The 20,185-nt window shown below is 64.5% G+C and carries 21 protein-coding genes; 10 read left to right on the top strand and 11 right to left on the bottom strand.

What is annotated here, in order from left to right; translation table 11 throughout:
• The first annotated feature begins 25 nt into the window (after nt 1-25).
• Nucleotides 26-391 (top strand): cold-shock protein, encoded by a 366-nt coding sequence (locus ACQCSW_RS03345; RefSeq protein ID WP_426989488.1) that lies wholly within the window; start codon nt 26-28, stop codon nt 389-391.
• Nucleotides 392-471: 80 nt separating this feature from the next.
• Here the strand turns inward: ACQCSW_RS03345 and ACQCSW_RS03340 are convergent, their stop codons facing one another.
• A complete protein-coding gene (locus tag ACQCSW_RS03340) occupies nt 472-1,605 on the bottom strand; it encodes an acyl-CoA dehydrogenase family protein (RefSeq protein WP_426990612.1) in 1,134 nt (377 codons plus the stop codon).
• A gap of 163 nt (nt 1,606-1,768) precedes the next feature.
• Between ACQCSW_RS03340 and ACQCSW_RS03335 the strand changes: the two genes are divergently transcribed.
• The 6 genes from ACQCSW_RS03335 to ACQCSW_RS03310 all read left to right on the top strand — a co-directional run bounded on the left by ACQCSW_RS03335 (nt 1,769) and on the right by ACQCSW_RS03310 (nt 8,048).
• The gene (locus ACQCSW_RS03335; protein WP_426989487.1) at nt 1,769-3,526 is read left to right on the top strand and encodes an AMP-binding protein; all 1,758 of its coding nucleotides are present in this window, start codon (nt 1,769-1,771) and stop codon (nt 3,524-3,526) included.
• 3 nt (nt 3,527-3,529) lie between these two features.
• On the top strand, nt 3,530-4,036 hold the full coding sequence (locus ACQCSW_RS03330; protein ID WP_354249942.1) for a MarR family transcriptional regulator: 507 nt from the start codon (nt 3,530-3,532) through the stop codon (nt 4,034-4,036).
• Nucleotides 4,037-4,142: 106 nt separating this feature from the next.
• Nucleotides 4,143-4,505, top strand: coding sequence for a cupin domain-containing protein (locus ACQCSW_RS03325; RefSeq protein ID WP_426989486.1), 363 nt, complete (start codon nt 4,143-4,145; stop codon nt 4,503-4,505).
• A gap of 105 nt (nt 4,506-4,610) precedes the next feature.
• On the top strand, nt 4,611-5,621 hold the full coding sequence (locus tag ACQCSW_RS03320) for an ATP-binding cassette domain-containing protein (RefSeq protein WP_426989485.1): 1,011 nt from the start codon (nt 4,611-4,613) through the stop codon (nt 5,619-5,621).
• On the top strand, nt 5,618-7,210 hold the full coding sequence (locus tag ACQCSW_RS03315; RefSeq protein ID WP_426989484.1) for an ABC transporter permease: 1,593 nt from the start codon (nt 5,618-5,620) through the stop codon (nt 7,208-7,210). Before ACQCSW_RS03320 ends, ACQCSW_RS03315 begins: the two co-directional genes overlap by 4 nt.
• A gap of 187 nt (nt 7,211-7,397) precedes the next feature.
• Nucleotides 7,398-8,048, top strand: coding sequence for a TenA family protein (locus ACQCSW_RS03310; RefSeq protein ID WP_426989483.1), 651 nt, complete (start codon nt 7,398-7,400; stop codon nt 8,046-8,048).
• Between the two features lie 23 nt (nt 8,049-8,071).
• Here ACQCSW_RS03310 and ACQCSW_RS03305 read toward each other — a convergent pair whose 3' ends face one another.
• Nucleotides 8,072-8,326 carry a type II toxin-antitoxin system RelE family toxin gene (locus ACQCSW_RS03305; RefSeq protein WP_426989482.1) on the bottom strand — a complete coding sequence of 85 codons (255 nt, stop codon included), beginning with the start codon at nt 8,324-8,326 and terminating at the stop codon, nt 8,072-8,074.
• 105 nt (nt 8,327-8,431) lie between these two features.
• On the opposite strand from ACQCSW_RS03305, the gene ACQCSW_RS03300 reads away from it, so the two are divergent.
• Entirely contained in the window at nt 8,432-9,760 is a 1,329-nt protein-coding gene (locus ACQCSW_RS03300) for a hypothetical protein (RefSeq protein ID WP_426989481.1), read from the top strand.
• A 197-nt stretch (nt 9,761-9,957) separates the two neighbouring features.
• Here ACQCSW_RS03300 and ACQCSW_RS03295 read toward each other — a convergent pair whose 3' ends face one another.
• The 5 genes from ACQCSW_RS03295 to ACQCSW_RS03275 all read right to left on the bottom strand — a co-directional run bounded on the left by ACQCSW_RS03295 (nt 9,958) and on the right by ACQCSW_RS03275 (nt 14,725).
• Nucleotides 9,958-10,251, bottom strand: a complete 294-nt coding sequence (locus tag ACQCSW_RS03295) for a cupin domain-containing protein (RefSeq protein ID WP_426989480.1) — start codon at nt 10,249-10,251, stop codon at nt 9,958-9,960.
• Nucleotides 10,252-10,319: 68 nt separating this feature from the next.
• Complete coding sequence (locus ACQCSW_RS03290) at nt 10,320-11,099, bottom strand: enoyl-CoA hydratase (protein WP_426989479.1); 780 nt, start codon at nt 11,097-11,099, stop codon at nt 10,320-10,322.
• A 56-nt stretch (nt 11,100-11,155) separates the two neighbouring features.
• Nucleotides 11,156-12,100 (bottom strand): 3-hydroxyisobutyrate dehydrogenase, encoded by a 945-nt coding sequence (mmsB, locus tag ACQCSW_RS03285; RefSeq protein ID WP_426989478.1) that lies wholly within the window; start codon nt 12,098-12,100, stop codon nt 11,156-11,158.
• On the bottom strand, nt 12,093-13,226 hold the full coding sequence (locus tag ACQCSW_RS03280; protein WP_426989477.1) for an enoyl-CoA hydratase/isomerase family protein: 1,134 nt from the start codon (nt 13,224-13,226) through the stop codon (nt 12,093-12,095). Before ACQCSW_RS03280 ends, mmsB begins: the two co-directional genes overlap by 8 nt.
• On the bottom strand, nt 13,226-14,725 hold the full coding sequence (locus ACQCSW_RS03275; protein ID WP_426989476.1) for a CoA-acylating methylmalonate-semialdehyde dehydrogenase: 1,500 nt from the start codon (nt 14,723-14,725) through the stop codon (nt 13,226-13,228). Before ACQCSW_RS03275 ends, ACQCSW_RS03280 begins: the two co-directional genes overlap by 1 nt.
• Before the next feature lie 165 nt (nt 14,726-14,890).
• On the opposite strand from ACQCSW_RS03275, the gene ACQCSW_RS03270 reads away from it, so the two are divergent.
• Nucleotides 14,891-15,697, top strand: coding sequence for an exodeoxyribonuclease III (locus ACQCSW_RS03270; RefSeq protein ID WP_426989475.1), 807 nt, complete (start codon nt 14,891-14,893; stop codon nt 15,695-15,697).
• A 34-nt stretch (nt 15,698-15,731) separates the two neighbouring features.
• Nucleotides 15,732-16,745 (top strand): hypothetical protein, encoded by a 1,014-nt coding sequence (locus tag ACQCSW_RS03265; protein WP_426989474.1) that lies wholly within the window; start codon nt 15,732-15,734, stop codon nt 16,743-16,745.
• Between the two features lie 93 nt (nt 16,746-16,838).
• Here ACQCSW_RS03265 and ACQCSW_RS03260 read toward each other — a convergent pair whose 3' ends face one another.
• From ACQCSW_RS03260 to ACQCSW_RS03245, 4 genes are all read right to left on the bottom strand, one after another.
• On the bottom strand, nt 16,839-17,891 hold the full coding sequence (locus tag ACQCSW_RS03260) for a LacI family DNA-binding transcriptional regulator (RefSeq protein WP_426990610.1): 1,053 nt from the start codon (nt 17,889-17,891) through the stop codon (nt 16,839-16,841).
• 97 nt (nt 17,892-17,988) lie between these two features.
• Complete coding sequence (locus tag ACQCSW_RS03255) at nt 17,989-18,243, bottom strand: hypothetical protein (protein ID WP_426989473.1); 255 nt, start codon at nt 18,241-18,243, stop codon at nt 17,989-17,991.
• Between the two features lie 10 nt (nt 18,244-18,253).
• Nucleotides 18,254-19,144, bottom strand: coding sequence for a carbohydrate ABC transporter permease (locus ACQCSW_RS03250; protein WP_426989472.1), 891 nt, complete (start codon nt 19,142-19,144; stop codon nt 18,254-18,256).
• The gene (locus ACQCSW_RS03245; RefSeq protein WP_426989471.1) at nt 19,141-20,178 is read right to left on the bottom strand and encodes a carbohydrate ABC transporter permease; all 1,038 of its coding nucleotides are present in this window, start codon (nt 20,176-20,178) and stop codon (nt 19,141-19,143) included. Before ACQCSW_RS03245 ends, ACQCSW_RS03250 begins: the two co-directional genes overlap by 4 nt.
• Nucleotides 20,179-20,185: the final 7 nt, after the last annotated feature.

Genomic DNA, 20,185 nt, shown 5'->3' with positions numbered 1-20,185 from the left:
AGCTGACTTCGGCGGTCCGACCGCGATGCGTTTCCCGGGCACCATTTCCGTAACAGGAGTGACAGTTGATGACCGCAGCTATTGCACGGCCACCGCGCACCCCCTAGGTTTGAGACAGCGGACTACAGAATCCGCGTCTGCCTGCCGTCCGAGCAGGACCAGAAAAGGGTTACAAAGGAAGTTAGCAATGGCAACAGGCACAGTTAAATGGTTCAACGCTGAAAAGGGCTTTGGCTTCATCGCTCCGGACGACGGATCCGCCGATGTTTTCGCGCACTACTCCGCAATCTCCAGCAGCGGCTACCGCTCGCTGGATGAGAACCAGAAAGTCGAATTCGATGTGACCCAAGGTCCCAAGGGCCCGCAGGCAGAGAACATCCGCCCGCTCTAAGGTTCTGATCAACTGCCCTGGCCGTGCTGCAAAGCATGGCCAGGGCAGTTTTTTGTTAAGTACTTGCTAAGCGGGAATCTCTAGACAAAGGCCGATTTTCCGGTGACGGCCCTGCCCACAATAAGCGAATTGATTTCGTAGCTGCCCTCATAGGTATAGAGGATTTCGGCATCACCAAACAGCTTGCCCATTTCGTAGTCCGAGCTGATGCCGTTGCCGCCCAGCAACGAGCGTCCCATCGCCACCGACGCGCGGGCCAGCCGGGTGCACGTGGACTTTGCCATGGCCGCCTGCGCCATCTCCAGCTTGCCGTCCGTCTGGATCCGGGCGAGCTGTGCCATGAGCGCCAGTGACGCGGAGGCGTTGCCCAGTATTTCCGCCAGCTGCTGCTGGACCAGCTGGAAGCATGCCAGTTCCTTGCCGAATTGCCTGCGTTCCAGGGAGTAGGAACGGGCGACGTCGAACGCGGCCAGCTGGATCCCGGCACCTTGCCAGCCAACCCAGGCGCGCGAATCCCGCAGGAGGTCGTTGGCTTTGGAGAAGTCCGTGGCGCCCGGCAGCATGTTGGACGCCGGAATCCTGACGTTGTCCAGCACGATGTCCGCGTTCTGCATGATCCGCAGGCCGATCTTGTTGGCAATCTTGGTTGCCCGGTAGCCTGCGCGGTCCGTCTCCACAATGAAGCCCTTGATGTGCCCGTCCGCTGCGTCGCGCGCCCACACCAGGGCAAAGTCCGCGATAGTCCCGGAGCCGATCCAGCGTTTGGCGCCGTTGATCACCCACTCGCCGCCCTCCAGCCGCGCGGACGTTTCCAGCCCGCCGGCGATGTCCGAGCCGTGCTCCGGTTCGGTCAGGGCGAAGGCGCCCAGCTGGGTAAAGTTCTTCAGGCCAGGCAGCCACCGCTGCTTCTGTTCCTCGGAACCGAGGGCGTCGATCATCCCCACGATCAGTTCGTTGTGGATCCCCACGAGTGCCGACAGCGAAACGTCCGCCCTGGCCACTTCGACGTACATCAGGCCCTTGAAGAGCTTGGACGTGCCGTCCGTCTGCAAGGTGCCAAGCCCGTGCTTGCCCATTTCCGCCAGCAGCCCGAACGGGAATTCCTCGCGGTTCCAGTAGTCAATGGATGCCTGCCGCACCGTGGACTGCAGGAACGCCCGGATCTCCAGGTAGCGCGCACGTTCCGCTGCGGGCAGGAGGTCCACGATGTGCATCAGGTCCGCCTCGGGAAAGGGCGGGGCTTCGGTCACAACACGCTCACGTCCTTGTGGCTGCACGCTTCATATCCCTTCGGTCTTCCAAACCCTTGGATGTCCTAGTATATTGCACAGGGATGGATCTTTAGTGATGCGCATCACTGGACGAAAGGTGTCCCCCTTGTCAGTCACCGATGACTTCCGCGCGGCACGCGACCGCCTGCTGACCCTCCATTCCGACTACCACCAGGCCAGGCGCGAGTTCGTGTGGCCGCGGTTCACGGAATTCAACTTTGCCCTTGACTGGTTCGACCAGATCGCCGCAGATCCTGAGAAGGCCAACAATCCGGCCCTGGTCATCGTGGAGCAGGATGGCTCGGCCACCCGCCGGAGCTTCGCGGACCTGGCCGCCCGTTCCAACCAGGTGGCCACCTGGCTGAGAAGCCAGGGCATGCGCCGCGGGGACCGGATGATCATCATGCTGGGCAACCAGGTGGAGCTCTGGGAGCTGATGCTGGCCGGCATCAAGCTGGGCATCGTCCTGATCCCCACCACTACCCTGATGGGTCCGGAGGACCTGGCCGAACGCGTGGAGCGCGGCGAGGCGGGCTGGGCCGCCGTCGGGCGTTCCAACATCGGTAAGTTTGCCGGCGTCCCCGGTGATTACCGCCTCATCGAAATCGGCGGGATCGGCGCAGCCACAACAACCGCCGCAACAGCCGCCAACACAACCGCCAACACAGAGGCCCTCCAGTACACGGATTCGACGACGGCGGCAGTCACCTTCACGGCCGACGCCCCCACCCAGGCGGACGAGACGCTGCTCCTGTATTTCACCTCCGGAACCACGTCGAAGGCCAAGCTGGTGGAGCACACGCACACGTCGTACCCGGTGGGGCACCTCTCCACGATGTTCTGGATTGGACTGGAACCTGGTGACGTCCACCTGAATGTGGCATCGCCGGGCTGGGGCAAACACGCGTGGTCCAATTTCTTCGCCCCGTGGATCGCGGAGGCCTGCGTTTTTGTCTACAACTATGAACGGTTCGACGCCCGTGCCCTGATGGAGCAGATGGACCGCGAGCGCGTCACCAGCTTCTGCGCCCCGCCCACGGTCTGGCGGATGCTGATCCAGGCGGACCTGAAAGTGCTGAAGACCCCGCCCACCAAGGTGGTCTCCGCGGGCGAACCGCTGAACGCCGAAGTGATCGAACAGGTCCAGCGCGCGTGGGGCCAGACCATCCGGGACGGCTTCGGCCAGACCGAAACCACCGTCCAGGTGGCCAACACCCCCAGCCAACCGGTCACTATCGGCGCCATGGGGCGGCCGCTTCCCGGCTATGACGTGGTGCTGGTGGACCCGAACACCGGGGAAGAAGCCGACGACGGCGAGCTCTGCCTCCGCCTGGACCCCCGGCCGGTGGGGCTCATGAAGGGCTACTACGGGGACGCGGAACGGACCGCCGAGGCGTTCCGTGGCGGCTACTACCACACGGGCGACATGGCCAGCCGGGATAAACACGGCGTCATCACCTACGTGGGCCGCGACGACGACGTCTTCAAATCCTCCGACTACCGGCTCTCGCCGTTCGAACTGGAGAGCGTGCTGCTGGAACACCCGGCCGTGGCCGAGGCGGCTGTGGTTCCGTCGCCCGAGGCGCTCAAGCTCTCCGTCCCCAAGGCCTATGTTGTCCTGGTGTCCGGTCTGGAGCCGGGGCCGGAGCTGGCGGAGGACATCCTGCGGTACTGCCGCGAACACCTGGCGCCATTCAAGCGGATCCGGCGGCTGGAATTCGCGGCACTGCCCAAGACCATCTCGGGCAAAATCCGCCGTGTGGAGCTGCGGCACAATGAGGAGCTCCGGCATAGCGGGGGCACCCGTCCGGACGGCTTCGGAGTGGAGTACTCCGAGGCGGATTTCCCGCGACTGAAGGGCTGAGGGATGGCCGCGCCACTGCCCCGGGACCCCATCGCCGACGCCCAACGGAACTGGGAGCAGCACGGCTGGGCCGACGTCGCCGCTCCCATGGCTGCGATCACGGCGATCATGCGCACCCAGCAGATCCTGCTGGCCCGGATCGAGGGCGCCCTGAAGCCGTTCGGGCTGACTTTCGCCCGCTACGAACTGCTCGCTCTCCTCAGCTTCGCCCGCAGCGGCGCGCTGCCCATGAACAAGGCGAGCGCCCTGCTCCAGGTCCATCCCACCTCGGTGACGAACGCCGTCGACCGTTTGGAAGGCTCGGGACTGGTTGCCCGTTCGCCGCATCCTACGGATGGCCGCACCACCCTGATCGAGCTCACCGCGGAGGGGCGGATCGTTGCCAAACGCGCGACGGCGGTGCTCAACACCGAGGTTTTTGGCCAGTCAGGTTTCGACGCGGCCCATGTGGACCAGCTGATCCGTATCCTGGGCACCTTCCGCCGGAATGCCGGGGACTTTACGGACTGAGTGGTGGGCGCTGGCCGCAGAGGGCGTGGGATTGGGAATCCGTTGACGAGCGTACGGGCCACTGCCATAGTCAGGGTATCCAAGCAATGGTGCAAAGGAGCTCGTCATGACCGCTATGATCCGCAAGAGCCTGAATGAACCCGAAGAAACCCGGCCGTTTGAGGAAGGGATGGGAAAAGTCGACCTCGTCAATCTTGAGGCCGGCGCCGTGGGGAGGGCCGTTTTCGAATCAGGTTGGCAGTGGTCCAAACACGTCAAGCCGATCGCCAAGACGGACAGCTGTCAGGCCTCACACATGGGCTATGTCATATCCGGGCGCATGAAGGTTGTCATGGACGACGGCGAAGAACAGGAGTTCGGGCCCGGGGACTATATGGTTGTCCCGCCAGGCCACGACGCGTGGATACTGGGGGACAAGTCATGCGTCGTCATCGACTGGCAGGGCCTGGCCGATTACGCCAAGCGCTGATGTAGCTTTACCCGTCAAGCGGTATAGGTGAGCGGCTCCGGGTTCTTTGGGTCCGGGGCCGCTCGGCGCCTGTCCGCTTTGTTTCCGCAGGAGTAGTCTCTGTCCATGACGGCTGCTGTCAGTATCTCCGGGCTCGTCAAGTCCTTCGGGAGTTTCAGGGCCCTGGACGGCCTGGACCTTGAGGTCCGTGCCGGTGAGGTCCATGGATTCCTGGGCCCCAACGGCGCGGGCAAGTCCACCACGCTCCGCATCCTGCTTGGGCTCTTGAGGAAGGATTCGGGCCGCGTCGAGGTACTGGGCGGTGATCCTTGGCGCGACGTTGTCCCCTTGCACCGTCGCATCGCATATGTCCCTGGGGATGTCAGCCTTTGGCCCAGCCTTACGGGAGGCGAAGCGATCGACCTCCTCGGCCGTCTCCGGGGCGGGATCGATGAATCCCGCCGGAGCGAACTCCTGGAGATCTTCGAACTGGACCCGTCCAAGCGCGGACGTGCCTATTCCAAGGGCAACAGGCAGAAGGTAGCAATCGTGGCGGCGCTGGCTTCAAGGGCCGAACTCCTGATCCTTGACGAACCAACCGCCGGCCTGGACCCGCTCATGGAGGCCATCTTCCGTGACGAGATCCGCAGCGAGAGGGCCATGGGCCGCAGCGTGTTGCTTTCCAGCCACATCCTCGCCGAGGTGGAGGCCCTGGCGGACCGCATCAGCATCATCCGCAGGGGCAAGGTGGTTGAAACCGGCAGCCTGGAGCAGATGCGCAGCCACGCCCGCACCAATGTCTCGGCCACACTCAGGGACGGTGCCGCGCGGATCACGGGATTGCCCGGCGTCAAGGACCTCAGCAGCCAGGACGGCCGCGTGCATTTCAGCGTCGAAGCCGACAGCCTTGGGGCGGCGATGAGTGTCCTGGCCAGCCACGGGGTCACCGCCCTGACCGTCACCCCGCCGAGCCTTGAAGACCTGTTCCTGCAGCATTATGGCGAGCGGATCGAGTCCCGGCAGACACACGACGACCGGCGGCCGGGCGGCACGGGCGGCAACGGCTTCGACGCGGGCGCCGGCACCCGAGGACCCGCACGCTTCAGGGGGCGGCGCGGCCGGAGGCATGCGGAATGAGCGGCCAACTCACCGGGACGTGGCCCCTATTGCGCCACGCGATCCGCCTGGACCGCTGGAAGCTCCTGCCGTGGCTGCTGATCATCGGCGCGTTCCCCACCGTGTCCTTTACGGCCTACGGATCGCTGTTCTCCTCGCCGGTGGAAGCCCTGGTCCTGCAGGCCAACCTTGGCACCAACCCTGCGTTTTCCCTGCTCTACGGCCCGGCCACGGATCTCACGACGGCGGCAGGCTTCACCGCGTGGCGCGTGCAAATGTTCGGGATGTTCTTCGCGTCCCTCATGGCCGTCTTCACCGTCACAAGGCACACGCGCGCAGCGGAAGACTCGGGGCAGGCGGAACTGCTGGACTCCGGCGCCGTGGGCCGGCACGCCCGGCTGGCTTCCGGCGTCATTCTCGCGTGGCTGGCGTCGGCCCTGGTAGGCCTGCTCGTCGGCGGGGCGATGACGGCGGCGGGCGCCCCGTCGGCCTCGGCATTTGCCCTCGGAGGCATGTTCGCAGGCATGGGCGTGACCTTTGCCGCGGTGGCCGCAATCACGGCGCAGCTGGGCTCGGTGGCCCGGACGGCGAACACCCTGGCGGCGTCCGTGCTTGGCATCGGCTACCTCCTGCGCGGCCTTGGGGACACACTCACCGACGCGGAGTGGCTGCTGTGGACCGGCCCCATGGGCTGGGCGGAAATGATGAGGCCGGCCTCGGAAAACAACTTCTGGCCGCTCACGCTGCTGCTGACCGCTGCTGTTGTGCTCACGGCATTGGCGGCATGGCTGTCCGCAAAGCGGGATTTCGGCCTCGGCATCATCCCTGGAAGATCCGGACCCGCCCGCGGCCGCGCCGGGAATTGGGGCCTCATGGCACGCCTGAACCGAGGCCCGTTCTGGACCTGGGGTGTGACGTTTGTGGCGCTTGGCTCCGTCTATGGGATGGTCACCAACACGATGAGCAGTGTTTTTTCGGGCAACCCGTTCGTACATCAGATGATTGCGTTCCGTGCAACTACTGAGGAGCAGCTGACCTTCGCATTCGTCGAGGTGCTGCTGCTGGTGCTGGCCTTCATCGGCGGGGTGTTCGGCATCCAGCTTGCGTTGCGCTTCTACACCGAGGAGGACGAACGCCGGGCAGAATGGGTCCTGTCCGGCCCGTTGTCCAGGCTGGGCTATTTCACTCCCACGGTGGCCATGGCCATCCTGGCGCCGGCTGCCGGAATGACCGCCGGCTCCTGGGCGCTGGCAACGGCCGCCAATGCGTCCGGCTCATCGCTCGACGCCGGCAAAGTCACCCTGCAGGGAATGGTGGAACTGCCGGCATTGTGGCTCGCGACCGCCGTCGCCCTTGCCCTTGTGGGGCTGGCCCCCCGGCTGCGTTGGCTGGCCTGGCTGCTGCTGGTCTATTGGCTGCTGCTGACAATGTTGGGCCCGCTGCTCAAGGCACCGGAGTGGCTGCTGAACACGAGCCCGTTCCATGTGGTGCCGAACGTCGCAGCCTCCGATGCCAACTGGCAACCGTTGCTCCTCACCTTTGGATTCGCCATCATCCTGGTGGCCGCAGCGCTGGCCGGATACCGGCGTCGGGACCTTGTGTGCACGTGAAGGCGCAGCAAACTCTCCATCTCCCCTTGGCAGGAACCCGGTGCCGCACTTCGGCCGCTTAGAGCACAATGGCCATTTCCGCTGGCGATCCGCTCACAGCACCCCACGGATTTAGCCGGGGCGGAGCGTGGTGCCGTCCCCAGGAACGTCGACTGATAGGCTCCCAACTGACATTCCAGGAGGAACCATGGGCTTTGCTGAGGAACTCAGGAACGGCTGTTCGGCCGACTGGGACGCTGCCGCCAATCACGAGTTTGTGGACCGTTTGTTGGACGGCACGCTAACCGACTCCATCCTGCGCCACTATCTGGTGCAGGACTACCAGTTCTGCGACGCCTTCACGGCGTTGCTGGGACAGGCAGTGGCTTCGGCGCCCACCCTGCAATCGCGCCTGGTGTTCGCCAGGGTTCTTGGCGGATTCGCCTCGGATGAGAATACGTATTTCCAGGACACCTTCGATGAGCTGGCGGTCCCGGAGGCTGACCGGGTCGCCCCGCTCCTGGCGGCCGTCACCCGGGATTTCGATGCCCTCATGCGCAGCGCCCTGGCTACACGCTCGTACCCCGAGGTATTGGCCGTGCTGCTGGTGGCGGAGTGGCTGTACATGGACTGGGCCGCGCGTGCCGGGGCACCCGGTGCATGGCCGGCGCAGGCGAAGCATGCGGAATGGATCTGCCTGCACAACAACCCTGAATACAACACCTGGGTGGGGTGGCTGAAGGCGGAGTTCGACGCTGTCGCCCCCTCACACCTCGAAGCCCGCGGACGCGTGGCTGCCGCCTTCACCGAAGCCGTGAGGCTCGAGCGCGCGTTCTTCGACGCCGCGATGGCAGCCTGAGGCGAAGCTGGCGCGGGAGGGAACTAGAGGTAGACCTCTCGGCAGTGGCCCGCTTGCACCACAACGATAATGAGCCTGCCATCATCCATGCGGTACAGCACCCGGTAATCGCCGGTGTGCACCCGCCATTCCACCCGGCCGCTAAGTTTCTCAGCCCCTGGCGGACGTGGGGTTTCAGCCAGCAGTTCGATGGCTGCCTGTATCCGGCGCCGCGCCTCGAGCGGGAGTTTGCGCAGCTGGCGCGCAGCGGCTGGCAGGACTTCGACGCAGTACCTCATATTAGGCCGAGGTCGCGCTTGACGTAGCGGAGGCCGGCATCGTCGTACCTGTGGTGAAGGAGCTCGCCTCCCCAAATGTCGGACCCCATCATTAGATTCTGTCGCATGGACATCATCTTGTGGATCGGCTGGGGTTGCAGCTTAGTCATGATTTTCTTCACTGCAGCAATTCTTATCGTTGGTGCGCGTTCAGTGAAGTCTCCGCACTGGGGCATCGAGTTTCGTCAAGCTGCGGAGTATGAACTCCATCGTCGTCGACTCGATGAGCGAAAGCGCTCTCAGTCCGAAATGAGCGCTATCCCCCGAATGCTTGGGCCTGAACCAGCGGCTATCACCGCCGAAGAGTCAACCGCTGTGTTCGACTTTCTGCAGGCGCTGACCGCCGCCCCGGACCGTGCTGTGCTTGAACGGGAGCTAGAAGAACGGCGTGATGAAGTGTTGGACGCCGCACTGTCGCGACAACTCGCTGCCGTATCAAAGGTGCCCAGCCGTACCATCGCGAGTCGGTGGTGGGTTGCCCACCGTTACTTCAGCGAAGCAGTGACATTCGCCCGGGGACTGGGATGGTTCCTGCCGCGCTGCCTTCCCCAGATTCGGCATGTCGGGGAAAAGTACCTTGCAACAGCAACCCTCCTTGGCGTGTGGTGCGGACTCTTGTACTGGGGATTTAGCACTTGGGCCACTGGGCCTGGGGCCGCGGGCGGGGCCAGCTGGCTGAATATAGTCGGCGTGGTGATCACCCTGAGCACTGTGATGGGGCTTGTTCTCGCCGTTGGCAGTCAGTTCAAGCTGATTGCGACTTACCGCTTCGGACCAATCCGCCATTGGACCGCAAAAGGCATCTCGACAGGCATCAGCCTTCTGCTTATCGTCATGATCGTAACGCTACTGTTCAGTACCGGAGTGCCCACTGACTGGACCACGGGGCTGACCAACTATGTCTCACGCATCCGATTGGACTCCGGCGCTTCTATGTGGATCGGTAATGTCATTTTGGTGCTTTGCGTAGGCTACGTAACTCGCAACGCAGTGTCGTGGGCTCGACTCCGACAACTCAAGCTCAGAGATCGTATCGGAGCAGCAGCTGCAGCTTTCGTCGCGCTAATCCTGATCATCTTTGTGATCCTCCTGGCCTTCGATGCACCCAGCACCGCCACGGATGTAACGGTTCTGGTGTTTGGCTGGGGTGTTCTCGTCGCTGGGATGTCCTACGTTACATGCGTCGGCGTGGAATGGCTCGGGAGCTATCGAGCCCTCAACAAGGCAGGCTCCGAGATCCCTCGTCGCGGTTTCCGTTGGTGGGCGCTGACGGCTTGGATCCTGGCGCTCCCATCGCTGAGCCTCATGTCCTCCGCGCTCACGTCAGAATCTATTTCCGCACAGTACCGCTGGTCCTCACGGTCTTGTCCTGGATCGAGCTCATGGTTAGCATGACGCTTTTCCTGGCATTCTGGCCGGGCGTTATCATTTCTTGTCTCTTCGTCCAAAGGGTGGCCAAGGAGCACCAGCGCCTCACATTCACCAGGGCCCAGGCTCCTCAACCAGAGGATAGTAAGTAGGGATCAGCGAGCCAGAAATAATGAGAGGCCAGCAGAACGACGCTCCCGACCATCGCCAGATCAGGGCCCAGCTTATGCCCGGACGTGCATCCGCTCGCCTTGGCGGCCAAACAGACTGAGGAACTCCACCGGCATGGCGTCAGCGCAGCCAAACCAGTGGATACGGGTGCCGACTTCCACGGCCTCTCCGGCGGCCACAACAAAGTCCTGCTCGCCGAGCACCATCCGGAGATTCCCGTTGAGAACATGGAGCAATTCATAGCCCTCGTGAACCCATGGCGTGGGCTCCTCCTGGCCGACTGAGTGCAGGATGTGTTTGGGGGCCTGGACCCCGCCGGGGCGTCGGGTCAGTGGAATGATAGTCATCCGTTGGCTGACTCTGGGGTTCAGATGCACCCGCGGATCCCCGGTGGCTGGCCACCGGGGATCTGAATTTAGCGGTGCTTGAACACGGGCTGGCGCTTCTCGGTGAAAGCGGCCATGCCTTCTTTCTGGTCTTCGGTGGCGAACAGCGAGTGGAATACACGGCGCTCAAAAAGAACGCCCTGCGCCAGCCCGGTTTCGAACGCGGAGTTGACGGCTTCCTTGGCCACCATGGCCACCGGCTTGGACTTGGATGCAATCACCTCGGCGGCTTTCAGTGCTTCCTCAACCACGTCCGACGCCGGGACCACCCGGGAAACCAGACCGGAACGTTCGGCTTCTTCCGCGCCCATGAACCGGCCGGTCAGAATCATGTCCATAGCCTTGGCTTTGCCCACCGCACGGGTGAGCCGCTGCGAGCCGCCCATGCCGGGAAGGACACCCAGGTTGATTTCCGGCTGGCCGAACTTGGCGTTCTCTCCGGCAATGATGAAATCGCACATCATGGCCAGTTCGCAGCCCCCGCCCAAGGCAAAGCCGGAAACCGCGGCAACAAGAGGGATCCTGAGCCGGGTCAGGTCTTCCCAACCCCGGAACCAGTCGGCCGCGTACATGTCCATGTAGCCCTTGGACGCCATTTCCTTGATGTCTGCACCGGCCGCGAATGCCTTGCCGGAGCCGGTGATCACCACGGCACCCACCTCAGGATCCGTATCCAAGGCGGACACGGCAGCCACCAGCTCATCCAGTGTGGCCTTGTTCAGCGCGTTCAGGGCTTCCGGCCGGTTTAAGGTCACCAGGCCCACCCGCCCGCGGCGCTCCACCAGGATGTTCCTGTACTGCTCTGTCATGCCTGACCCCTTACGTGGTTGGTCTTCCGTGCCGTCGAGCCAGGCTGCCGCCAATGCTACCGGCCTGACTTGTCCCGAATGTCCGTGATGATGCCGGAGAAGTCCCGATCTGCGCCGCCCTCAGCGGCAAAGGTATCGTAAATCTCCGAGGCCAGGGGTCCAAGGCGGGCGGCAACCCCGGTGCTTTCCAGCGCATTCAGGGCCAGTTTGAGGTCCTTGGCCATCAGCGCTCCGGCAAAGCCCGGCTGGTAATCCCGGTTGGCCGGGCTGGTGGGAACAGGCCCCGGCACGGGGCAATTGGTGGTCAGTGCCCAGCATTGGCCTGACGCCGCAGAGGCGACGTCGAACAGTGCCTGATGCGTCAGCCCCAGCTTCTCCCCCAGCACAAACGCCTCGCTGACGGCGATCATGGACACTCCCAGGATCATGTTGTTGCAGACCTTCGCGGCTTGCCCCGCCCCGTGATCGCCGCAGTGCACTATCCGCTTGCCCATCACCTCAAGCAGCGGTTTCACAGACTCGAAATCCTCCGGCGGCGCGCCCACCATAAATGTCAGGGTGCCGGCCTCGGCCCCCACCACACCGCCGGAAACCGGGGCGTCCATGGCACGGTGGCCGGCGCCCAGGGCGAGCGCGGAAGCTTCCCTGGCCTCGTCCACATTGATGGTGGAACAGTCCAGAAACAGCGTGTCCGGCCCGGCCACGGAGAGCAATCCTGGCTGTCCACCCACCCCGCGGTAGGCGTCCAGCAAGTGTTTGCCACTGGGAAGCATGGTCAGCACCACATCGGCTCCGGCAATGGCTTCCGCGGCGGAGTCCACTGTGGGGATGCCGTGTGCCCGCGCCGTTTCCAGGGCCGCCGGTACTACGTCAAACCCCACCACTCTGTACCCGGCCTGCACCAGGTTGATGGCCATGGGCCCACCCATATGGCCGAGGCCAAGGAAGGCGACATGCGCTTTTTGCGGCGCCGAGTCCATGGACGGAAGGTTCTCAGACATTTCCTGTCTCCTTTGACTGAAGTGCCAGCTCACGGTCGCCCAACGGCGCAAAGTACCTCTCGACGTCGGCCGCATTCACCTCGGAAAGTGCGGCCGGTTTCCATTGCGGGTTCCGGTCTTTGTCCACCACCTGCGCCCGGATGCCTTCGCGGAAATCAGGCCCGGCCAGGCATCGGAGCCCCACCCTGAATTCCTGGGCCAACGCTTCGTCCAGGGTCAGGCCCTTCACCCGGCGCAGCGATTCCAGCGCCACTTTGACAGCGATCGGCGATTTGGCTTCGATCGTGTCCGCAGCTGCCGCGGCAGCCACGCCGGATGTACGCAGCCCCCGGACGATCTCCTCGGCGTCGTCGGAGGCATAACAGGAGTCGATCCATTCGCGCTGGGCCTCCAGCGCTGAGCCCGGAGCCTCGGCCGTGAAGCGTACGACGGCGGCTTCCGCCGTTTCGTTTTCCAGCGCCGCCGCCAGTGCGGCGAGGCTGCCGGACGGCACCAGGTGGTCCGCGAGGCCCAGGAACAACGCATCACCGCCGCTCAGGTGCGCGCCCGTCAGTGCCGCATGGGTCCCCGACTCCCCCGGCGCGTGTGCAAGCAGCAGGGTCCCGCCGACGTCGGGCACAAAACCGATGGTGGTCTCCGGCATGCCCATCCGGGTCCGTTCGGTGACCACCCGCACCGAGCCGTGCGCGGAGATTCCCACGCCGCCGCCCAGCACGAGGCCGTCCATAAAGGCCACATAAGGCTTGGGGTACGCGGCAATCAGGGAGTTCAGCCGGTATTCGGCCTGCCAGAAGTCAGCCGTTTCCGTCCCGCCGCCAAGGATGTCCCGGTAGATCGCCACAATGTCGCCCCCGGCGCAGAGGCCACGCTCGCCGGCGCCTTGCACCAGGACGGTGCCCACACCGTCGTCGTCCGCCCAGGCCGTGAGCTGCCCCAGCATGGCGTCCACCATGCCGGCGTTCAGGGCGTTGACGGCCTTGGGCCGGTTGAGCGTGATGATGCCCAGGTGGCCGCGGCGTCCGAAGAGCACCTCGGCGGTACTGGCTTCCCCGACGCTTGCCTCCGCGGTGCCTGCTTCCGCACTGCCTGTTTCCGCACTGCCTGTTTCCGGCGGGAGACCGGTCATCAGCTGCCTTCCGGCATGATGAAGCTGGCGCCCTGGCGGATCCCGGACGGCCAGCGCGTGGTGACCGTTTTGGTCTTGGTGTAGAAACGGAACGCATCAGCGCCGTGCTGGTTCAGGTCGCCGAAACCGGACGCTTTCCATCCGCCAAACGTGTAGTAGGCGATGGGAACCGGAATGGGCACGTTGATGCCAACCATTCCCACCTCCACCCGGCTGGCGAAGTCGCGGGCGGCGTCGCCGTCGCGGGTGAAGATGGCCACGCCGTTCCCGAATTCATGCTCGGAGCATAGCCGGAGGGCTTCGTCGTAATCGGCGGCGCGGAGCACGCTGAGGACGGGTCCGAAGATTTCCTCCTGGTAGATCTTCATGCCCTTGGTGACGTGGTCGAAGAGCGTGGGTCCAACCCAGAAGCCGTCGTCGTATCCTTCCACCGTGAGGCCGCGACCATCGGCCAGCAGGGTGGCACCCTCGTCCACGCCGGACTGGATGTAGCCCTCGATCCGTTCCTTGGCACTCGCCGCCACCACGGGCCCGAAGTCCGAGTCCTTGTCCAGGCTGTGGCCCACCCTGAGGTGTTTGACGCGCTCGGTCAGCTTGGATACCAGCGCGTCCGCGGTCTTCTCCCCCACCGGGACGGCCACGGAAATGGCCATGCAGCGCTCGCCGGCGGAGCCGAAGCCGGCGCCGATCAGGGCGTCGGCGGCCATGTCCAGGTCCGCGTCCGGCATGATCACCATGTGGTTCTTGGCCCCGCCGAAGCATTGGGCGCGCTTCCCGTGGGCGGCAGCGGTGGCGTAGATGTACTGTGCGATGGGTGTTGAACCCACAAAGCCGATGGCCTTTACGCGGGGATCTTCCAGCAACGCGTCAACGGCTTCCTTATCCCCGTTGACCACGTTGAACACCCCGTCCGGCAACCCGGCCTCGGTGAACAGTTCGGCCAGGCGCAACGGAACCGAGGGGTCCCGTTCGGAGGGCTTGAGGATGAAGGCGTTGCCGGCGGCGAGGGCAGGGCCGGACTTCCACAGGGGGATCATGGCCGGGAAGTTGAACGGAGTGATGCCTGCGACCACCCCAAGGGGCTGGCGAAGCGAGTGGACGTCGATGCCTGCACCGGCGTCGTCGGAGAACTCGCCTTTGAGCAAGTGCGGGGCGCCCGCTGCGAACTCCACCACTTCAATGCCGCGCTGGATATCGCCCTTGGAATCGGCGAACGTCTTCCCGTGTTCAGAGGACAGCAGCGTGGCTAGTTCATCCATGTTCTCGTTGACGAGGTCAACGAATTTAAGCAGGATCCGGCCGCGGCGCTGCGGGTTCATGGCGCCCCACTGGACCTGCGCCTTCTCCGCGGCTGCCACCACATTCCGGACCTCCTCCCCGCTGGCCAGGGGCAGGCGCGCCTGGACCTGGCCCGTGCAGGGGTCAAAAACGTCACTGAAGCGGCCGGATGTCCCCGCCACCCGTTGGCCGTCCACATAATGGGATAGTTCGCGCACCATGATGCAATGCTCCTTCGCATGTGATCCAACTCATCTCTGAAAGCGAATATACTCGGACTTCCTACTAAATTCCAGACTCCCCCGGCAGCGGGTGGACAACGGCCTGCGCGGGCTTTCCCGGCCGCGGCAACGCCTCCGGGCAACAAGTTCGGTAAGTTAGGGACTGTGAAGATTGCTACCTGGAATGTGAACTCCCTCCGTGCCCGCGCCGACCGTGTGGAGGCCTGGCTGCAGCGCAGCGATTGCGACGTCCTGGCCATCCAGGAGACCAAATGCAAGGACGAAAACTTCCCGTGGGAGCTGTTCGAACGCATGGGCTACGAGGTGGCCCACTTCGGTGTGAGCCAGTGGAACGGCGTGGCCATCGCGTCCCGGGTTGGCCTTGAAGACGTGGAGCGCACGTTCCTGGACCAGCCCCCGTTCGGGAAGGCCGGCAAGGACCCCGTCCAGGAGGCCCGCGCCATGGCTGCCACGTGCGGCGGCGTCCGGGTCTGGAGCCTCTACGTGCCCAACGGCCGCTCCCTGGACGACGAACACATGCCGTACAAGCTCAAATGGCTCGCATCCCTCAAGGACCACGCCCAGGGCCTGGTCACCGCGAACCCGGACGCCCAGGTTGCCCTGATGGGCGACTGGAACATCGCGCCCCTGGATGAGGACGTCTGGGACATCGACCTTTTCCTGTCCCAGGGCTATACCCACGCCAGCCCGCCGGAGCGCGCGGCTTTCCACGCGTTTGCAGAAGTCGGCTTCACCGACGTGGCACGCCAGTACACGCCCGGTCCCGGCGTGTACACCTACTGGGATTACACCCAGCTGCGCTTCCCCAAAAAGGAGGGGATGCGCATCGACTTTGTCCTTGGCTCCCCCGCGTTGGCGGCCCGCGTCACGGGCGCATCGATCGACCGCGAGGAACGCAAGGGCAAGGGCGCCTCGGACCACGCCCCCGTTCTGGTGGACCTGGCGGACTGATGGCTGCAGCCGGGGCCCAGGAAGGGAGACTGTAATGACGGGCAACCTCTACCGGGGGCAGGCCGGCCTGCCATTCTCCTCCACCCTGCGCGTCTACGAACCGCTGGACGCCTTCCCGGAAGGACAGCGGAACGCCATCCGGACCGCCGGTGCCCGCACGGCCTCCCGGGCCGCCGTCGAAAACGCCGAACTGCTGGCCTCGCTGGGCCGGATCACCCGCTCGGGCGGGGACCCCTTCCCCACCGGGCGGACGGACCTGGTCCGGGTCACCAGCATTCCCGGAGTACCGCCCGGGCGGACCCCGCAGGCAGGAATGTCCGACGCCGGTGCTGCCGCGGGCCCCGGTGCTGCCGCCAGCCCGGGTGCCGAGGCCGGTTTGAGTGCAGGGACCGGCTCCGGTTCCGGCACTGAGCCTGACACTGGGGTCGCTGGGCACGACGCTGGGACCGGGCGCGTCCTGCTGTACTGCCCCAGCCAGCTGGTCCTGCGCGCCGGCCTCGCCGCCAATGCCCTCATGGAAGGCATCCACGGCCCGTTGGCCGAAATGCTGATTCCGGAAGAGCAGCGGGACAAGCACCAGGAACGGATTGACCAGGTCAAAGCCCGAGACGGCGCCATCCGCGTGCATACCCGCGCCTCCACCTGGGGCATCCCCTTCAGCTGGTTCTCGCTGTTTACGGAAAGCGACCATAAGGACGTGGTGGAATCGGGCGGGCGCATCCTCACCGTCAGGGTGTGGGCTCCCATCACCGAAGCCATGGAGCGGGCACGATACGCCGTGGCGCACCTGGCATTGGCCGCCCCGGACCTGGACATGCTGGACGACCTCGCCCAGCTGACCGAATGGCTGGCGCTGTTCCACGTCAATTCCATGGTGGAACTCGACTACGGCGCCGTGGCGGACAAGGTCTACCCGGACGAGTCGCCCATGGACATCCGGCTGGGCATCGAATGCCTGGCGGACGGCGACATGACGGGCGCGGCGGCGGCCTACCGCCGGCTGGCTTCCCGCTGGATTCCCATCCGGCAGCTCGCCCGCGCGTCCTGACCGCCGCGTCCTGAGCGCCACGTCGCGACAGCGGCGTCGCGACAGCGGCTTCCTGACCACGGCTTCCTGGCTGGGATGCCCCGCCACGCCTCCTCAGGAAGGAGGCGGCGCCGTCGTACGCCTGATGATGAGCTGGTGGGGCGCGACGGCGGACCGGACCGCCCCGACCGTGCCGTCCAGTTCATCGAGGAGCATCTTGGTGGCCAGCTCGGCCTGTTCATCGGGCCGCTGTCCCACTGTGGTCAGGCCCATCGCGTCGGCGAAATCGTGGTCATCGATCCCCACCACCGAGAGGTCCTCAGGGACCCGTACGCCCACGCGTGCGGCTTCGAAGATGACGCCCATGGCCATTTCGTCGGAGGCGCAGAAGATGGCTGTTGGCTTGGGGCCCGGCCGGGCCCAGAGGCGCCGGAATGCCTCCTGTCCGCTGCGGACCGTGAAGTCGCCCCATTCGTCCCACTCGGGGCGGGTGGGCAGCCCTGCTCCTGCCATGACGTCCTTGAAAGCCAGGATCCGCACGCGGGGAACGTCGAAGTTAAGGTCCGTTTCGTCGTCGCCATGCAGGAGGGCAATGTCCCGGTGTCCGAGGTCGATCAGATGCCGGACGGCTGTGGACGAGGCGGCGTAGTCATCGATGCCGATGTACGCACACTCCTCCACATGGCCGCCCACCACGATCAACGGGATATCAATCTTCTGGAGGTGGTCCAGCTCGTCGGGGCTGAGGGCCATACAAAGGACAAGCAGGGCGTCAATCTGTTTGTACACCATGGTTTTACTGAAGAGGCGTTCGCGGTTGCTGCCGTGTCCGCCCAGGTTGAAGAGGGAAAGGTTGTAGTGGCGGGCGTGAAGTTCGCGGTCCGCGCCCTCAATGGCCTTGGAGAAGAACCAGCGGCTCACGAACGGTGCCAGGACGCCAATGGTCTTGGTGCGGCCGGTGGCCAGTCCTGACGCCGACGATGACGCCACATAACCCAGGGCACCAGCCACCTCGAGGATCTTCTCCCGGGTGGCGGGCGAAACCCTGGGCAACCCGCGCACGGCCCGGGAAACGGTGGCAGTGGATACGCCTGCGGCTGCCGCCACGTCCTCAATGCTGACGCCGCTGTGGCCGCCTCGTTGAGACCTCTCAGTTGTCCGTGCCACCATTTCCCCTTTTAGACTGTCCGCAGAAGCCTAATGGCTCACTAGGGAATTGCCCCACCTCGCGCGCATCGGGGCACCGCATATGACGGACCAGCCGTCAGCCTCGGCGGGTCGCCGTCCTCTGGGGAAGGCGCCTGCGCAGCCTGATCATCCCGTAGAGCGCCAGCAACATGGCCAGCAGCCCCAGTGCCCAGCCGAGGGCCGGCTGCGCCGTCACCTCCATCCAGACGGTGACCACCAGGAGCACCACCGCCCAGAAGCCGAGGAATCCGATGATGATGTCGAAGTCCTCACCGGAGCGGACCCGGCGGTTTTCGCGCCGCACATTGCCGAGGTTGGACTTCTGGCTCACAGCTCCACCGTCACTTGACTGCACCGGCGGTGAGGCCCGCGACGATTTTGCGCTGGAAGACGAGTACCAGGATCACCAGCGGAATGGTGACGATGGTTCCGGCGGCCATGATGGCGGTGTAAGGAATCTGCATCGGCTGGGCGCCGGCGAAGTTCGCAATTGCCACTGTGACGGGCTGCGTCTTGTCATTGGAGAGCTGGCTCGCGATAAGGAATTCGTTCCAGGAGGAGATGAATGCCAAAATCGCCGTGGTAAAGATGGCCGGCGCCGCGAGCGGCATGATCACCTTCCGGAAAGCCTGCCCCTGGGTGCAGCCGTCCACGCGTGCTGACTCCTCGAGTTCCCACGGCATTTCGCGGAAGAAGGACGTCATCGTGTAAACGGTCAGCGGCAGTACAAACGAGATATTCGGAATGATCAGTGCCTGGTAGGTGCCGATCCAGCCGATGTTTGTGAACAGCTGAAACAGCGGGGTGATGAGGGCGACGCCGGGGAACATGGATGCCCCCAGGATGAAGCCCAGTACTAGGAACTTGCCCCGGAAGTTCAGCCGTGCCAGCGCGTACGCCGCAAAGACGCCGATCACCAGCGAGATGAGGGTGACCACAAGCCCGATGAACACACTGTTCAGCAACGCCTGGCCGAAGCGGTTGCCGAATGAAGTATCGAATGCCGTGTTGAAGTTATCTAGCGTGACATGCGTGGGCAGAATCGAGGTGTCGTAAGTGTAGGCGACTTCCCTGAAGGCCGTCACCACCATCCAGTAAGCGGGAGCGAGGCACCAGATCAGGATGACCGCGGCGCTGATATAGGTCCGCCCTTGCGCCCATTTCTCCCGGTTCTGGGCAGTCTTGCGGCCCCTGTCCTGCTCGGCGCGGAGGGCGGTCGTTGCAGTGGTCATTTCTTACCCTTACCCGTGCCGGTCTGCTGCTCCACGACGTTCGCCCCGAGGAACCGGACGAAGATGAAGGCGACAAGGAAGATGATGATGAAGGTGATGGTGGACAATGCGGCGGCCGCGTTGAACCCTTGCCTGATCTGGTTGATCACCAGGATGGACAGCGTGGTGGTGTTGTTGGCGCCCCCCGTGAGGATGTACGGAAGGTCGAACATACGCAGGGCATCCAGGGTGCGGAAGAGGACAGCAACCATGAGTGCCGGCTTCACCAGTGGCAGGGTGATCATTCGGAACCGCTGCCATGCAGAGGCACCGTCCACCTTTGCCGCCTCGTAGACATCGGCCGGGATCATCTGCAGGCCGGCCAGGATCAGCAGGGCCATGAAGGGGGTGGTCTTCCAAACGTCGGCGATGATGACTGCCCACTTGGCTGGCCATTCGCTGCCTGTCCACAGAATCGTGGTGTTGAACAGCTTGTTCGCGATGCCCTCAAAAGCGAAGATGAAGAACCACAGCTTGGCCGTCACGGCGGTGGGGATGGCCCAGGGGACCAGCACGGCGGCGCGCACCGCGCTGCGGCCCTTGAAGGTCCGGGCCATGATGATTGCCATCCAGAAGCCCAGCACCGTTTCCAGCGTTACGGTGACGATCGTGAAGAAAAACGTGGTGGCTGTGGCCGACCAGAACTGTGAGCCAAGCGTTCCCTGCGGGCATGAGAGTGTTCCGCCGCCCGGGGCCGCGCACTGCTGGGCCAGCCAGTTGACGTAGTTCTGGATGCCTGCCGGGCCGCCGGCCGTGAAGAGTCCCGTGAGGGGATCAAGGCCAGCATCCTTCTGGAAGGACATCACGATGGCGCTGATGATCGGGTATACGATCACGATGCCGAGGGCGATGATGGTGGGGGCCAGGAGCCAGGAAGCCCACCGGCCCTGGCTTGCGATCCTGTTGTCCTCGCCTACACCCTTGGGTGCGTGGTGGATTGGGGTCCCGCCCGACGCCGGTGACTTGACCGGCGTCGGGCCTACTTCGGTTGCCATGGCTGAG

Source organism: Pseudarthrobacter sp. Y6, from assembly GCF_050156205.1.
GTDB lineage: Bacteria > Actinomycetota > Actinomycetes > Actinomycetales > Micrococcaceae > Arthrobacter.
Note: the sequence above shows the minus strand (reverse complement) of the source record. Positions and strands in the feature narration are given on the sequence as shown.

Bases quoted from the DNA above. Each gene is read 5' to 3' on its own strand.
- ACQCSW_RS03250 (WP_426989472.1), bottom strand. From the start codon at position 19,144: ATGACCACTGCAACGACCGCCCTCCGCGCCGAGCAGGACAGGGGCCGC.
- ACQCSW_RS03265 (WP_426989474.1), top strand. From the start codon at position 15,732: ATGACGGGCAACCTCTACCGGGGGCAGGCCGGCCTGCCATTCTCCTCC.
- ACQCSW_RS03345 (WP_426989488.1), top strand. From the start codon at position 26: ATGCGTTTCCCGGGCACCATTTCCGTAACAGGAGTGACAGTTGATGAC.
- ACQCSW_RS03300 (WP_426989481.1), top strand. From the start codon at position 8,432: ATGGACATCATCTTGTGGATCGGCTGGGGTTGCAGCTTAGTCATGATT.
- ACQCSW_RS03275 (WP_426989476.1), bottom strand. From the start codon at position 14,725: ATGGTGCGCGAACTATCCCATTATGTGGACGGCCAACGGGTGGCGGGG.
- ACQCSW_RS03320 (WP_426989485.1), top strand. From the start codon at position 4,611: ATGACGGCTGCTGTCAGTATCTCCGGGCTCGTCAAGTCCTTCGGGAGT.
- ACQCSW_RS03245 (WP_426989471.1), bottom strand. From the start codon at position 20,178: ATGGCAACCGAAGTAGGCCCGACGCCGGTCAAGTCACCGGCGTCGGGC.
- ACQCSW_RS03340 (WP_426990612.1), bottom strand. From the start codon at position 1,605: ATGCACATCGTGGACCTCCTGCCCGCAGCGGAACGTGCGCGCTACCTG.
- ACQCSW_RS03315 (WP_426989484.1), top strand. From the start codon at position 5,618: ATGAGCGGCCAACTCACCGGGACGTGGCCCCTATTGCGCCACGCGATC.
- ACQCSW_RS03295 (WP_426989480.1), bottom strand. From the start codon at position 10,251: ATGACTATCATTCCACTGACCCGACGCCCCGGCGGGGTCCAGGCCCCC.
- ACQCSW_RS03325 (WP_426989486.1), top strand. From the start codon at position 4,143: ATGACCGCTATGATCCGCAAGAGCCTGAATGAACCCGAAGAAACCCGG.
- ACQCSW_RS03280 (WP_426989477.1), bottom strand. From the start codon at position 13,226: ATGACCGGTCTCCCGCCGGAAACAGGCAGTGCGGAAACAGGCAGTGCG.
- ACQCSW_RS03330 (WP_354249942.1), top strand. From the start codon at position 3,530: ATGGCCGCGCCACTGCCCCGGGACCCCATCGCCGACGCCCAACGGAAC.
- mmsB (WP_426989478.1), bottom strand. From the start codon at position 12,100: ATGTCTGAGAACCTTCCGTCCATGGACTCGGCGCCGCAAAAAGCGCAT.
- ACQCSW_RS03305 (WP_426989482.1), bottom strand. From the start codon at position 8,326: ATGAGGTACTGCGTCGAAGTCCTGCCAGCCGCTGCGCGCCAGCTGCGC.
- ACQCSW_RS03290 (WP_426989479.1), bottom strand. From the start codon at position 11,099: ATGACAGAGCAGTACAGGAACATCCTGGTGGAGCGCCGCGGGCGGGTG.
- ACQCSW_RS03310 (WP_426989483.1), top strand. From the start codon at position 7,398: ATGGGCTTTGCTGAGGAACTCAGGAACGGCTGTTCGGCCGACTGGGAC.